This is a genomic window from Mesorhizobium sp. 131-2-1 (assembly GCF_016756535.1).
Lineage (GTDB): Bacteria > Pseudomonadota > Alphaproteobacteria > Rhizobiales > Rhizobiaceae > Mesorhizobium.
Window position 1 is genome coordinate 2967145 of sequence record NZ_AP023247.1, and the last position, 14309, is coordinate 2981453.

Consider the following 14309-nt stretch of genomic DNA (forward strand, 5'->3'; position numbering starts at 1 on the left):
GACGGCTTGCCGCGGGGTATGGCGGTCTTTATCAAGAACGAAATTTTCGAAGTCTTTTCGGCAGCGAGTCGCCATCAACGTCATGTTCTTCCGATTGCTTCGCCTGATCCTGGTTCTGATGCTCGCCGTTTGCGCGCAGCCTTCGCTCGATGCAATGGCGCAGGCGATCGGCCAGGGTTCGGCGCAACTGATCGCCGACCAGCAGAAGGTCGTCCAGGATCTGACGGCCAAGACCGATGGTCTCGAAAAGAAGGTCGCCGACGACGCCGAGGACGACGCGGCACTTGTCGACATCCGCCTGCAGCTCGAGGATCTGTCGCGGGCGGCGCTGAACAGCGCACTGGCCTTCCGCTCGCGCCTTGCCGACATCAACAATCGGATCGACGTGCTTGGCCCGCCGCCGGCGCAGGGGCAGCCGCAGGAGCCGGCGATCGTCACCAACGAGCGCGGCGCGCTGGCCGCCGAAAAGGCCGAGATCAACGCCGTCATCGCCGGCGCACAAAACCTGTCGATCCGCATCAACGGGCTGATCGACAAGATCGGCGTCATGCGCAGCGACCTTTTCCGCAATTTCCTTGCCAAACGCTACGAACTGACGGACGCGCTCAGTCCGCAGGCCTTTTCCGATGCGCACGAGCAATTCACCGGCCTTTACAAGGCCGTCTCGTCCTGGCTGACCTTCGCCTTCAAATTCAAACTCCAGGCCGTCCTCGCCGCGGCCCTGATGGCGCTGGGACTGGCGGCGGTGCTGCTGGTCGGCGGGCGGCGCCTGTTCGGGCGCATCTTCGAAGCCGACCCGTCCGTCGAGGAGCCGTCCTATCTCAGCCGGCTTTCCGTGGCGTTCTGGTCGACGCTGCTGCCGTCCGCGGCGCTCGCGGTCTTCCTCGCCTCGACCGTGTTCTTCTTCAACTATTACAATGTGCTGCGCGGCGACATCGGCGTCTTCCTCAATGCGCTGCTCGCCGTCATCGCGGTGGTGTTCTGCGTCAACCGGCTGACCAACGCCGCGCTCGAGCCGCGCCTGCCGAACTGGCGCCTGATCCCGGTCGAGACCGGTCCGGCGCGCTGGCTGGTGCGGCTGACGACGGCGATGGCGGTGGTCATCGGCTTCAACAATTTCCTGTCCGTGGTCAACGACAAGATGGGCTCGCCGCTGTCGCTGACCATCGCGCGCAGCTTCGTTGCGACCATCATCGTCGGCGTCATCCTGATCCTGATGGGTCTGCTGAAGCCGTTCCGGGCGCGCGATGGAACATGGCGCCCGTGGCCGGCCTGGCTTCGCGTCACCGCCATCGCGCTCGGTTTGTTCACCATCGCGGCGGCGCTGCTCGGCTATATCGGCCTTGCGCTGTTCGTCTCGCTGCAGGTGGTGGTCACCGGCACCGTGCTCGTCACCGCCTATATCGGCTTCCTGTCGGCACGGGCGATCGGCGAGGAGGGCGGCTTCGCCGATACGTCGGTCGGTCGCTGGCTGACCGCCAATTCCAGCTATGACGAAACCGCGCTCGACCAGCTCGGCCTCGTCGTCAGCATCGCCATCAACCTGATGATCGTGCTGGTGTTCCTGCCGCTGATCCTGCTGATGTGGGGGTTCCAACCCGGCGACATCCAGGCGTGGGCTTACAAGCTGGCGACGGGCGTCACCATCGGCTCGGTGACGATCTCGTTCACCGGCATCCTTAGCGGCATCGTCGTCTTCGTCATCGGCTATTTCCTGACGCGCTGGTTCCAGGGCTGGCTCGACGGCTCGGTGATGGCGCGCGGCAGGGTCGATACCGGGGTGCGCAACTCGATCCGGCTGGCGGTCGGCTATGCCGGCGTCGCCGTTGCCGGCCTCGTCGGCATCTCGGCGGCCGGCATCGACCTGTCAAACCTGGCACTCGTTGCCGGCGCCCTGTCGCTCGGTATCGGCTTCGGCCTGCAGAATGTGGTGTCGAACTTCGTCTCCGGCCTGATCCTGCTTGCCGAGCGTCCGTTCAAGGTCGGCGACTGGATCGTCGCCGGCGACACCACCGGCACGGTCAAGAAGATCAGCGTGCGCGCCACCGAGATCGAGACGTTCCAGCGGCAGTCGGTGATCCTGCCCAACTCGAACCTGATCAACAACGCGGTCGGCAACTGGACGCACCGCAACAAGCTCGGCCGGATCGACATCAAGGTCGGCGTCGCCTATGGCAGCGACGTCAAGCGGGTGCATGCGCTTCTGCTCGACATCGCGCGCAGCCATCCGCTGGTGCTGAAAAACCCCGAACCGTTCGTGCTGTTCGCCAATTTCGGCACCGCCGCGCTCGAATTCGAGATACGGGTGTTCCTCGCCGACATCCTGAACGGCAACATCGTGCAGAACGACATCCGCTTTGCCATCTTCGATGAGTTCAACAGCGAGCATATCGAAATCCCCTCGACCCCGCGCGCAGTGGTCGAAGCGAAGAAGGCCGAGGCATGGCCGCTCGACGACGACAAGATGGAGGCCGACTTCGCCGAGAAGGAGCAAGCGGAGGCTGAAGCCGCGATCGAGAAGGCGCGCCAGGCGAAGTCGAGGCGCAAAGGCAGCAAACCCGATCCGGATTGAGACTTAGAATTCAGGCAAGACCTGACGGGTGCAAACGGGATCAGAAGCCCAGCCGGTCGATCTCTGCGACGGGATACATTCGTGAGAGGTGATACCGGTTCTGCTCATCGGTATATCCGAGAAGCTTCCCCTCCAGCCACTCCAACTGCGGGCACCAGGCGCCGCGATGCAGAAGTTCGAGAAGCAACCAATAGCTTGCCACCCTCCATTCTTCGCCTTCGAGGGCATAGAAATAATAGTCGATCTTGATCAGGGTCCCGCCCAGTCCTTTCCTTTCAACCGTCCGGACATGCTCGGACAGCTTTCCGTTGGCAACATGAGTTGCGAAGTCTTGATTGGCCAATGCATCGGACTTTTCAAAGCCGTCGATGCGCTCGTGTACGAACACGGCAAAGGGCTTGGTCCCTGCAAGCATCATCTCCAGCTCGCGGTTGGTGTGCTGGGGGTAGGGGTAAGGCTCTTTGCGGTTCATCTGTTTAGTTCCCGTGACAGCCGAGTCAGAACTGGCCGACGCGGCGCATCAACGCTCCGAAAGCCAATTGCGGCATGAATGCGGCATTCAGTTGCGGTTCAGCTTCGATCTCATATAAGCTCGCATGCAAAGGGCGAGAATGCCTTGCAAATGCAACAAGAAGGCGGTGTGGAAACACCGATATTGCAAATGTGGAAGTCTGTCGTCGCCGCCATCGCTTTTCTTGCCGTGGGCGGGTCGGCTTTCGCCGCCAGCGCGGTCAACAAGGACGCCGAAACACGGACGCTGATCGTGACCGAGGGCGGCGGCAAGACGGAGCTGGCGTTGGCCGCCGGCGAAACCGTGGAATTCTGCCCGAACGGCTGTTTCGTCACCTTGCCGAACGGTGACCTTGAAGCCCTTACCGGCTCGGAAACGGTCGAGATCTCGGGCGGCGTCGCCCGCATCAAGTAAACCGGGCAGCATCTCTCGCGAAGGCCGGGCCAAGTGCCCGGCCTTTTATTGTTTCCGGTAGCAGTTGTTTAACAATGACCGGGGAAATACCACGGCACAGCCTGGCCGCAACCTGACGTTTTAACGTTCGCTGCGTCATCTCCCGCTATATCCGATCCGAAGACGCCAAACACGGCGCGAAGGATCAGGCAGGGCAGTAAATCATGGACGCGCGGTCGGACAGGAACGCAATTCCGCTTGCGGTCGATCTCGACGGCACGCTGATTGCAACCGATCTTCTGTGGGAAGGCCTGTTCATCCTTCTCAAGCAGAATCCGCTCTATGTCTTCCTGGTGCCGTTCTGGCTGGCCGGCGGGCCGGCCAGGCTGAAGCAGGAGATCGCGGCCCGCATCGACATCGATCCGGCTTCGCTGCCTTATCGCGAGGCGCTGCTCGATCGGCTCCGCACCGAGCATCGGGAAGGTCGCAAGATCGTGCTGGCGACCGGCACGCCGCGCAAGTTCGCCGAGGCGATCGCCTCGCATCTGGGCATATTCGAGCGCGTCCTGGCAACCGATGGTCCGCACAACATGACCTCAGGCAGGAAACGCGACTCGCTGGTCGCCGCCTATGGCGACGGCGGCTTCGACTATGCGGGCAACAGCCGGCATGACCTCCAGGTCTTCGACGCCGCGCGCAGCGCGATCGTGGTGGCGCCCGACCGCCAGGCCGCGCGCTGGCAGGCCGCGCATGACGCCGAAACGGTCGCGGCGCCGAAGCCGACCTTGAAGACGTTCGTCAAGATGCTGCGCGTGCATCAATGGCTGAAGAATGCGCTGATCGCGGTGCCGATGGTGCTGTCGCACGAGTACTTCAACATCGACATGATCTGGGAATGTGTGCTGGCGTTCATCTCCTTCAGCGCGACGGCTTCCGCCATCTACATCCTCAACGACTTCTTCGACCTCGCGCTCGACCGCAAGCATCCGACCAAGCGCAGCCGCCCCTTCGCCAGCGGCGCGCTGTCGATCCCGTTCGGCTTCGGCGCGATGGTGGCGCTGATCGCCGTCGGCATCGCCGCCGGTCTGTTGCTGCCGATAGAATTCCTTGGCGTGCTCGGCGGCTATATGGTCGTCACCACCGCCTATTCGCTGTCGTTCAAGCGCATGCTCCTGGTCGATGTGCTGACGCTGGCCGGCCTCTACACGATCCGGGTGATGGCGGGTGCCGCGGCTACCGGCGTCGACGTCTCCTTCTGGCTGCTCGCCTTCTCGATCTTCTTCTTCCTGTCGCTGGCTCTGGTGAAGCGCTTCGTCGAATTGCGCACCACCGCCATTCCACCGGGTGAACGCATTGCCGGCCGCGGCTACCGCACCGAGGATCAGGAGATCGTCGCCCAGGCCGGCATGGCCTCCGCCTTCTCCTCGGCCCTAGTGCTCGCGCTCTACATGGACAGCGTCGCAGTGCGCGAACTCTATCCGCATCCATGGGTGATGTGGCCGCTGGCGCCGATCGTGCTCTACCTAACCATGCGTGTCTGGATCCTCGCGCGCCGCGATGAGATGCACGACGATCCGGTCGTCTTCATCATCAGCGACTGGCGCAGCCAGATCGTTGTCGCCATCGGCGCCGCCCTTCTGGTCGCGGGAGGCTGGGGCTGGTGATCAGGGGCGGCGAACGTTTCGGCAGTTTCGGGCTGGCGACGCCTCCGGCACGCCATTCCATACCGGCCGACGATGCCATCGCGCTGCTGAAGAGCGGTGCGGCCAAGCCGGGCTCGCTGCTCGGCTATGGCAATGGCCGTTCCTATGGCGACACCTGCCAGAACAAGGGCGGCTCGGTGGCCGACATGCGGCCGCTCAACCACATCCGCGCCTTCAATGCCGAGACAGGCGTGGTCGAGGCCGATGCCGGCGTGCTTCTGTCCGACATCATCGCCCATGCAGCACCCTACGGCTTCTTCCCGGCGGTGGTTCCCGGCACGCAACTCGTGACGCTCGGCGGGGCGATTGCCAACGACGTCCACGGCAAGAACCATCACCGGCGCGGCACGTTCGGCTGCCATGTCGAATCGCTGACGTTGCTGCGTTCGGACGGCAGGACCTATCGCTGCTCCTCGACGGACAATGCGCGGCTGTTCCGGGCAACCATCGGCGGCATGGGGCTGACCGGGCTGATCCTGTCGGCCTCGATCCGGCTGATGCGGGTGCCCTCGCTCGACATCGTCGAGACGGCGACGCCATTTCGCGATCTCGGCGAATTCTTCGAGCTCGCCGAGGCGGCCGACCAGGCCAATGAATATGCCGTCGCCTGGATCGACCAGCTCGCCCACGGACATGAGCGAGGGCGCGGCTTGCTGTTCACCGGCAACCATGCCGAGCATGGCTCGCACACGGCGACCCGCGCCGGCGCCCGCCTTTCGGTGCCGCTGCAGCCGCCGTTCAATGTGCTCAACCGGCCATTCCTCACCGTCTTCAACGCCGCTTACCGGTGGAAGAAGGGGCGGTCGCCGGCGCCGCGCCAGGTTGGCTACCAGGGCTTCTTCTTTCCGCTCGACGGTGTTGGCGACTGGAACCGGCTCTACGGGCCGAAAGGCCTTTTCCAGCACCAGAGCGTGGTGCCGGAGGAGACCGCGCGGCATGCTGTGCCGGCACTGCTGGAGGCGGTAAGGCGCGCCGGACAAGGGTCGTTCCTCACCGTGCTGAAACGCTTCGGCAAAGTCCGCTCGCCGGCGCTGCTGTCGTTTCCGAGGCCCGGTTACACGCTGACGCTCGACTTCCCCAACCGGGGCGACAAGACACTCAGGCTGCTCTCCGAACTCGACCGCATCACGGTCGAGGCGGGCGGCGCGGTCAACCCCTACAAGGACGCGCGCATGGGCGCCGAGACCTTCGCGGCGTCCTTCCCGGACTGGCAGCGGCTGGAGACGTTGCGCGACCCCGCATTCATGTCCGACTTCTGGGTACGGACGGCAAAGAAATTGGATGAAAGGCGAGGGACGGCAGAGGCGGCGGATTAGGTAGAACTCGAATAAATCATGGTAAACAAAACGTTAAGACCAGGGTTTACTCGAAACAGTCACGTGGTTTCACGAAATTTTTGCAGGTTTGTAGTAGGACCGCTGCGGGGCAGGGTGGCAACATGAAATACATCGTCTTCATTCTCTTCACGGTCATGACCAATGCCGCGGCGCAGCTGATGCTGAAGCAAGGCATGATGTCGCTCGGGCCGATTTCGTTCGAGGGCACCAATCCGCTCCTGAAGCTGCTGCAGATCGTCTTCAGCCCCTGGGTATTCCTCGGGCTCTGCACTTTCGTCATCTCGATGGCCTCGCACCTCTATGTGCTGTCCAAGGTCGAGCTCAGCTTCGCCTATCCGTTCCTCAGCCTTGCCTACGTTGCGGTGGCGGTGTTCGCCTACTTCGTCTTCCGCGAGGACCTCAACGGTTGGCGCATTGCCGGCATCGCCTGCATCTGCGTCGGCACGGTGCTGATCGCCCAGAGTGGCCAGGATTTGGGTGGGCGCGGGCATGAGGACCAGACCGCTTCCATCACACAAGACAAGATCGGCAGCAGCGAGATCGTTCGATGAGACATGTGATTTTCGGCGGCGACGGTTTCGTCGGTCGTCACCTTGCTCCCAAGCTTGTTGCCGACGGCGAAGAGGTCGTTGTCGCCGACATCGTCAAGAGCGATCTGCCGCACTATCGCTCGGCCCGTTTCGTCACATGCGACGTCACCGATCCGGCCTCGGTCGCGGCGGTCGGGCTCAAGGGCGACGACATGGTCTACAACCTTTCGGCGAAGATGCTGTCGCCGATCCAGGTGCGCGCCAAGCGGCACGACTTCTTCTTCCCGGTCAACTTCCACGGCACCGAGCACATCATCAAGGCGATGGACAAGGCCGGCGCGTCGAAGCTCGTCCACTACACGACCGACATGATCTACGGCCATACGGTGACGCTGCCGATGACAGAGGAGCATCCGGTCGCGCCGCTCGGCGAGTACGGCCTGTCGAAGCTGAAGACCGAGGAGCTTGCCGCCGAGTGGCGCAAGCGCGGCATGTCGATCTCGCTGTTCAGGCCGCGCCTGATCATCGGCCCCGGCCGCCTCGGCATTTTGGAAAAACTGTTCAAGCTGATCGACTGGAATTGCCCCGTGCCGATGATCGGCTCGGGCAAAAATCCCTACCAGTTCATCTCGGTGTTCGACTGCGCGGAGGCCGCCCGCGCGGCCTGGAAGGCGGGCGTGCCGAACGAGGCCTACAATCTCGGCTCGCTCAACCCGCCGCCGGTCAAAAAACTGCTCGGCGATCTGATCCGGCATGCCGGCTCGAAATCGATCCTGATCCCTACACCGGGCTGGGCGGTCAAGCGCACGCTCGACCTGCTCGACCTCGTCAACATGCCGATCATGGATCCGGAACAGTATCTTATCGCCGATGAGGAGTGCGTGCTGGACGTGTCCAAGGCCGAGCGTCAGCTCGGCTGGGTACCGCAATATCGCGACGAGGACATGCTGATCGCCGCCTATAGCGAATACCGCGCCAAGAAGGACGGCCATGCCGTCGCCACCGAACATGTGCCCGCCGAATAAGGCGACCAAGGCCAACAGGAGATTTTCGAGATGACCGTCATGGCCAAGCCGGAACACACGGGCACGCGCACGCTGGTCGATGCGCCGGCGCTGTCGCCCGCAACCATCGCCAAGCCCGACCTGATCAGCGTCGAGCAGGCCAAGGCGATGGATGTCGCCCGCATCACCGACCTGTTCAAGGCGCATCTCAACCCTGGACAGCTGCATTTCATGAAGCTGCTCGGCTTCCACAAGATCAAGATCGAGCGCGCCGAAGGCATGTTCTACATCGACCAGAACGGCCGCAAGATCCTCGACTTCTTCGGCGGTTTCGGTTCGCTGGCCTTCGGCCACAACCACCCGCGCATTCTGGAAGCCCGGAAAAAATTTCAAGAGGAGAAGCGGCAGGAGATCGCCATCGCCTTCATGTCGCAGTATGCGGCGGCCCTGGCACACAACATCGCCAAGTGCTCGCCCGGCGACCTCGACATGGTTTTCCTCGGCTCGTCCGGGTCGGAAGCGATGGAAGCGGCGGTGAAGCTTGCCGAACGCGCCGCCGGCCCGAAGCGGCCGAAGGTCGTCTATGCCGAGAATTCCTTCCACGGCAAGACCAAGGGCGTGCTGGCGATCACCGACGGCCAGCTCTATCGCGCCGACTTCAAGGTGGCGGACAATGTCGTGCGCGTGCCCTTCGCCGACATCGACGCGGTGGAGCGCCTGTTCAAGAGCGATCCCGAGATCGGCGTCATCGTGCTCGAAACCATCCAGGGCGGCGGCGGCATCATCCAGGCAGAGGCGCAGTACTGGCGGAAGCTGCGCGCGCTCTGCGACCAGTACGGCGTGCTGTGGGTCGCCGACGAGGTGCAATGCGGCTATGGCCGCTCGGGCCGCTTCTACGCCTTCGAGCACTATGGCGTCGTGCCTGACGTGACGGCGCTGGCAAAATCGCTGGGCGCCGGCAAGGCGGCGGTCGGCGCCATGATCGCCAGGCGCGATGTCTACATGAAGGCCTATGGCACGCCGAAGACGGCGATGATCCACGCCATGGCGACCTTCGGCGGCATGGGCGAGGCCTGTGTCACCGCGATCGAGGGGCTGAACGTGCTCTATGACGAAGGCCTGATCGACAATGCGGCCTCGACGGGCGACTACCTCCTGCGGCGCTTGCAGGCGCTGAAGGAGAAGTATCCGAAGATGATCAAGGACGTGCGCGGCAAGGGGTTCATGATCGGGCTCGAGTTCCACGATTTCTCGCAGACGCTGCCGATGGTGCTGCGGCCGGTGGTCAGCGTGCTCGACGACAAGCTGAAGGGCTCGCTCTCGGGCTTCGTCGGCTCGCTGCTGCTGCGCGATTACGACGTGCTCGTCGCCTTCACCGAATACAACCGCAACGTCATCCGGCTGGAGCCGCCGCTGACCTGCCAGCGCGAGCATGTCGACCGCTTCGTCGATGCCTTCGACAGCCTGCTGTCGCGCGGCATCGTGGCTATCGTGAAGGATTTCGTCAAAAGCCAGGTTCGCTGAGCAGGACGATGCTGACCAGGCCGCCCATTGTCCCGACCAATCCGCTCGACCGGCTGACCGGCGCTGGCCTGGCGTGGGGCGAGGGGACCTATGCGCGGTTCGCCGCACCGATCGGGGCGGCTGCCTTCGCGCTCTATATCCTGCTGACGGCGGTGACGGCGTGGATCATGCCCGACGCCAACTGGGACATGGTGCCTTATCTGGCGATCGCCGAGGAAGGCAGCTATCCCGACCCGCAGGCCCTGCATGATTATGCCTACAGCGCGGTCAAGGCCGGCGTCTCGGCGGCCGACTACAAGACGCTGACCGACGATGGCGGTGGCTTCCGCAGCCACATGGCGGAGAACGCCGCCGACTTTCATTCGCTGCTCGGCATGTACCGGATCAAGTTCCTCTATGCCGAGATCCTGTCCGGCCTCAGCCATGTCGTGTCGCCGGTCGAGGCGATGCGGCTCGTCTCGGTGGTCTCGGTGCTGCTGTTCGGCGTCATCACGCTGCTCTGGCTGCGATCGGAAGGCGCGCTGGCGCTGGCGCCGGTGATCGGCGCGGTGCTGATCATGGCCGATTTCGGCGACGCGGCGCGGGCCTCGACGCCGGATCTGATGTGCGCCGCGCTCTTCCTCGGAGGGCTCTATGCCTATGTGCGCAAGCGCGAGGCGGCGACTGCGATCCTGCTCTTCCTCGCCTTCATGGCGCGGCCGGACAACATCGTCTTCCTGGCCATCTTCGCCGTGCTGCTGGCCGCCTTCCGGCAGAAGGCATGGGGCGCGCTCGCAGGCTTTGCCGCCTCTTTCGTTGCCTATTTCGCCATCTCGCATTGGGCCCAACACCCCGGCTGGTGGCCGCATCTGTGGTTCTCCACCATCGAGCAGCATTACAATATGGACGGCTTCGAGCCGCCCTTCTCGGTCGTGGCCTATCTCCGGGCTTTCGCGGTTTCGCTGCTGCGCGCCGTCACCATGAACAGTTGGGTAGGTGTCTGCGTGCTGGCGCTGGCCGGCTGGTATGCGCTCGGTCGCGCCGGCTTCCGGCTCGAGCGCCGCGCCGGCATCCTGCTTGCCGCGCTGGTGCTCGGCGTGCTGGCGAAGTTCACGGTGTTTCCGATCCACGATACGCGCATCTACTTCCCCAATCTCCTGCCGCCCTTCCTGCTGCTTGCCGGCCCGCTGATGGCGCTGTGGGCCTCGGCCGGGCAGCGCGGCGCCACGCAGCACGTCAATGCCGCAGACAAGCCCGGAGACACACAATGAGTTCCGTTTCCAGCCTGGCGCGCCTTGCGCTGTCGTTCGTCCTGCCCGCCGGGCTGCTCGATCGCGGACCGGCGTTGCGCGGCACGAAATTCCTCGCCAAGGCGGCGCTGAAGGCGCGCTTCGGTGGCAGACCGTTCCAGATGGTCAATGTCGGCGCCTGCGACGGCGCGCTGTTCGACGATGTCACGCCATGGCTGCACCGCATTGCGCGGGCGCGTGCCGTGCTGGTCGAGCCGGTTCCCTACAACCAGAAACGGCTGCGCGCCAACTATCCCGATACGGAACGCTTCATCATCGAGCCGGTGGCGGTGACCCGGACCAAGGGCTCGATCACCGTCCATACTTTCGATGCCGCGGCACTCGAGGCCGGTACGCTGCCGATCGAGTTCATCGGCTGCTCCTCCGTCACCGACACCAATCTGATGTCGGGCAAGAACGCCTGGGGCGAGGCGGATTCCAACTTCAACAAGTTCGCGCCCTATCTGAAGGACATCGAGGTGCCCTCGGAACCTTTGCAGACGCTGCTCGACCGCAACGGGATCGCCCATATCGACGCCTTCCTCGTCGACTGCGAAGGCGCGGACTGGATGGTGTTCGACCAGCTCGACCTCAAGCGCTACCGTCCCGGCATGATCAAGATCGAAGTCGGCGCGCTGCCGGCGGCCGAGATCGGCCAGGTCGTGGTCAAGCTGAAGACCGCCGGCTACCAGGTCGGCTTCCAGGCCGAGGACGTCTGGGCTTTCGCCTGACAAAACGCCAGTGACGGTCGGCTTCTGCCGAGGGTCGCGCCGTACCTGCGGCGTGTCGCAAACAGGCGGTAGCTCAATCCTCGTCCTCTGCATATTGTGCCCCATTCGAACGGGCGCTGGCGCGCCCGCTTACCACTTTGGAGTCACGGGCAATGGCAGGGTTTCCGGAAAAGGCGAAGGTCGTCATCGTCGGGCTGGGCGGGATCGTGGGCGCTTCGGTCGCCCATCACCTGATCGAGCGCGGATGGGACGATATTGTCGGCATCGACAAGTCCGGCATCCCGACCGATATCGGCTCGACGGCGCACGCCTCCGACTTCTGCTACACCACCAGCCACGACTTCCTGTCGTGCTGGACGACGCTCTATTCGATCGATTTCTACGAGAAGATGGGCCACTACGCGCGCGTCGGCGGCCTCGAGGTCGCCCGCGTCGGCGATGACGGGCGCATGGCGGAGATCAAGCGCAAGATCGCGTCGGCCAAATCCTTCGGCACCCGCGCCCGGCTGATCGAGCCGGCCGAGATCAAAGAGAAGTTTCCGCTGATCGAGGAGCATCTGGTGCAGGGCGGGCTCTGGGATCCGGATGCCGGCCTCGTCATCCCGCGCTCGCAGACGGTCGCCGGCAAGCTGGTCGACCAGGGTGTCGCCTCCGGCAAGCTCCAGTCCTTCGCCAATACGTCGGCCAAGTCGCTGATCGTCGAGAACGGACGCATCAAGGGTGTGGTGACCGAGCGCGGCACGATCATGGCCGACTATGTGGTCGTCTGCACCGGCATCTGGGGCCGTTTGACCGCGGCGCTGGTCGGCGAGGACCTGCCCGTCATGCCGATCGACCATCCGCTGACGTTCTTCGGCCCCTACAACGAATTCGCCGGCACCGGCAAGGAGATCGGCTGGCCGCTGCTGCGCGACCAGGGCAACTCCGCCTATATGCGCGACACCGGCGACCCCAAGACCGCCGAGGGCGGACAGATCGAATGGGGCTACTACGAGGAGACCAATCCGCGTCTTTGCCATCCGCGCGACCTTTTGGAAAAGGACCAGGCGCGGCTGTCGCCCTCGCAGCGCGACCTCGACATGGAGCAGATCCTGGCGCCGCTGGAGCGCGCCATGGAGCTGACGCCGATCCTCGGCGAGCTCGGCTACAATGAGGGCCACTCCTTCAACGGCTTGCTGCAGGTGACGACCGATGGCGGTCCGTCGATGGGCGAGAGCCAGAAGGTGAGGGGCCTCTGGTACGCGGTCGCCATCTGGGTCAAGGACGGCCCCGGCATGGGCAAGCTCATCGCCGATTGGATGACCGACGGCCGCACCTCGATCGACCATCACGCCATCGACTATGCGCGCTTCTACCCGCACCAGACGAAGGAAGAGTTCATCTGGGATCGCTGCACCGAGACGGCGATGAAGGTCTACAATCCGGCGGTGCATCCGCGCGAGCCGTTCTCCAAGGGCCGCGACATCCGCCGCTCGCCGTTCTGGGAGCGCGAGAAGGAGCTCGGCGGCTATTTCATGGAGCTGGGCGGCTGGGAGCGCGCCCACGGTTATGCCGCCAACGAGCACCTGCTGGAGAAGTATGGCAACCGCGTGCCGGTGCGCCAGGACGAGTGGGACAACCGCCATTTCTGGCGCGTTTCCAATGCCGAGCATCTGGCAATGAGCGAGGACTGCGGCATCGTCAACCTGTCGCACTTCTCGATGTATGACGTCGAGGGGCCCGACCACGTCGCGCTGCTGGAATGGCTTTGCGCGGCCAAGATCGGCGGCGATAACAACATCGGCAAGGGCATCTACACCCACTTCCTCGACGAGGAAGGCATGGTGCGCGCCGACTTCACCGTCATCCGCATGGCCGATCGCTGCCGGGTGATCGACGGCGCCGATGCCGGCCCGCGCGACTTCCGCTACATGCAGCGCACCGCTCAGGACAAGGGCTTCGACGTCACCGTCACCGACGTGACGGAGAAGTACGTCACCATCGGCATCTGGGGTCCGAATGCGCGCACGACCCTGCAGAAGGTGGTCGAGAACCCCGAGGGGCTGACACTGGAGAATTTCCCCTTCGCGGCGATCAAGCCGATCCGCATCGGCGGCAAGGATGTGACGGCCTTCCGCATCTCCTATGTCGGCGAGCAGGGCTGGGAGCTGCATATGCGCTACGAGGACGGCCTTGCCGTCTGGGACGCGCTGCGCTCGACCGGCGTCATGCCGTTCGGCGTCGAGACCTATGCCAATACGCGCCGCATGGAAAAGAGCCTGCGGCTGCAGAATGCCGACCTGTTGACCGAGTACAATCTGCTCGAAGCCGACCTTGCCCGTCCGAAGGTCAAGGAAAACGACTTCTGCGGCAAGGCCAAGCACCTGGAATACCGCGTGCGCGAACACCAGCCGGCCATGCTGTGCACGCTGGTGATGACCGAGAACGTCGATCAGAACGGCGTCGCGCGCTATCCGGTCGGCACCATGCCGGTGCTGGATCCGTCGACCGGCGAGACGCTGGTCGATGAGCTCGGCCGCCGCTCCTTCACCACTTCGGTCGCCTATGGCCCGACGATCGGCAAGAACATCGCGCTCGCCTATCTGCCCTGGGCCTATGCCCAGGAAGGGCGCAAGCTCAAGGTCGAATATTTTGGCGAGACCTATCCGGTCGAGGTTGCCGGCGTCGGCTACAAGCCGCTTTACGATCCGGAGAACCTGAAGCCGCGTAGCTGAGTTTTGCGAACCGCACGAAAGG

General features: G+C 63.9%; 11 protein-coding genes. 10 read left to right on the plus strand and 1 reads right to left on the minus strand.

The features are described from left to right. Positions 1-82: 82 nt before the first annotated feature. A complete protein-coding gene (locus tag JG743_RS14250; protein ID WP_202301420.1) occupies positions 83-2572 on the plus strand; it encodes a mechanosensitive ion channel family protein in 2490 nt (829 codons plus the stop codon). Between the two features lie 40 nt (positions 2573-2612). Here the strand turns inward: JG743_RS14250 and JG743_RS14255 are convergent, their stop codons facing one another. After that, positions 2613-3044, minus strand: coding sequence for a hypothetical protein (locus JG743_RS14255; RefSeq protein WP_202301422.1), 432 nt, complete (start codon positions 3042-3044; stop codon positions 2613-2615). Between the two features lie 189 nt (positions 3045-3233). Here JG743_RS14255 and JG743_RS14260 point away from each other — a divergent pair, with 189 nt between their 5' ends. The 9 genes from JG743_RS14260 to JG743_RS14300 all read left to right on the plus strand — a co-directional run bounded on the left by JG743_RS14260 (position 3234) and on the right by JG743_RS14300 (position 14287). Then, positions 3234-3497, plus strand: a complete 264-nt coding sequence (locus JG743_RS14260; RefSeq protein WP_006335571.1) for a hypothetical protein — start codon at positions 3234-3236, stop codon at positions 3495-3497. A 203-nt stretch (positions 3498-3700) separates the two neighbouring features. Next, entirely contained in the window at positions 3701-5140 is a 1440-nt protein-coding gene (locus tag JG743_RS14265; protein WP_202301424.1) for a UbiA family prenyltransferase, read from the plus strand. After that, entirely contained in the window at positions 5137-6495 is a 1359-nt protein-coding gene (locus tag JG743_RS14270) for an FAD-binding oxidoreductase (RefSeq protein ID WP_244673137.1), read from the plus strand. Before JG743_RS14265 ends, JG743_RS14270 begins: the two co-directional genes overlap by 4 nt. Before the next feature lie 122 nt (positions 6496-6617). Next, the gene (locus JG743_RS14275; RefSeq protein ID WP_202301426.1) at positions 6618-7067 is read left to right on the plus strand and encodes an EamA family transporter; all 450 of its coding nucleotides are present in this window, start codon (positions 6618-6620) and stop codon (positions 7065-7067) included. After that, positions 7064-8071: an NAD-dependent epimerase/dehydratase family protein gene (locus tag JG743_RS14280; RefSeq protein ID WP_202301428.1), complete on the plus strand. Its 1008-nt coding sequence runs from the start codon at positions 7064-7066 to the stop codon at positions 8069-8071. Before JG743_RS14275 ends, JG743_RS14280 begins: the two co-directional genes overlap by 4 nt. A 30-nt stretch (positions 8072-8101) precedes the next feature. Next, positions 8102-9574 (plus strand): aspartate aminotransferase family protein, encoded by a 1473-nt coding sequence (locus JG743_RS14285; RefSeq protein WP_446720893.1) that lies wholly within the window; start codon positions 8102-8104, stop codon positions 9572-9574. Positions 9575-9582: 8 nt separating this feature from the next. After that, entirely contained in the window at positions 9583-10824 is a 1242-nt protein-coding gene (locus tag JG743_RS14290) for a hypothetical protein (protein ID WP_202301430.1), read from the plus strand. Continuing rightward, on the plus strand, positions 10821-11573 hold the full coding sequence (locus JG743_RS14295) for an FkbM family methyltransferase (RefSeq protein ID WP_202301432.1): 753 nt from the start codon (positions 10821-10823) through the stop codon (positions 11571-11573). Before JG743_RS14290 ends, JG743_RS14295 begins: the two co-directional genes overlap by 4 nt. A 152-nt stretch (positions 11574-11725) precedes the next feature. Next, on the plus strand, positions 11726-14287 hold the full coding sequence (locus JG743_RS14300) for a GcvT family protein (protein WP_202301434.1): 2562 nt from the start codon (positions 11726-11728) through the stop codon (positions 14285-14287). Positions 14288-14309: the final 22 nt, after the last annotated feature.

Bases quoted from the DNA above. Each gene is read 5' to 3' on its own strand.
- JG743_RS14250 (WP_202301420.1), top strand. From the start codon at position 83: ATGTTCTTCCGATTGCTTCGCCTGATCCTGGTTCTGATGCTCGCCGTT.
- JG743_RS14255 (WP_202301422.1), bottom strand. From the start codon at position 3,044: ATGAACCGCAAAGAGCCTTACCCCTACCCCCAGCACACCAACCGCGAG.
- JG743_RS14260 (WP_006335571.1), top strand. From the start codon at position 3,234: ATGTGGAAGTCTGTCGTCGCCGCCATCGCTTTTCTTGCCGTGGGCGGG.
- JG743_RS14265 (WP_202301424.1), top strand. From the start codon at position 3,701: ATGGACGCGCGGTCGGACAGGAACGCAATTCCGCTTGCGGTCGATCTC.
- JG743_RS14275 (WP_202301426.1), top strand. From the start codon at position 6,618: ATGAAATACATCGTCTTCATTCTCTTCACGGTCATGACCAATGCCGCG.
- JG743_RS14280 (WP_202301428.1), top strand. From the start codon at position 7,064: ATGAGACATGTGATTTTCGGCGGCGACGGTTTCGTCGGTCGTCACCTT.
- JG743_RS14285 (WP_446720893.1), top strand. From the start codon at position 8,102: ATGACCGTCATGGCCAAGCCGGAACACACGGGCACGCGCACGCTGGTC.
- JG743_RS14290 (WP_202301430.1), top strand. From the start codon at position 9,583: ATGCTGACCAGGCCGCCCATTGTCCCGACCAATCCGCTCGACCGGCTG.
- JG743_RS14295 (WP_202301432.1), top strand. From the start codon at position 10,821: ATGAGTTCCGTTTCCAGCCTGGCGCGCCTTGCGCTGTCGTTCGTCCTG.
- JG743_RS14300 (WP_202301434.1), top strand. From the start codon at position 11,726: ATGGCAGGGTTTCCGGAAAAGGCGAAGGTCGTCATCGTCGGGCTGGGC.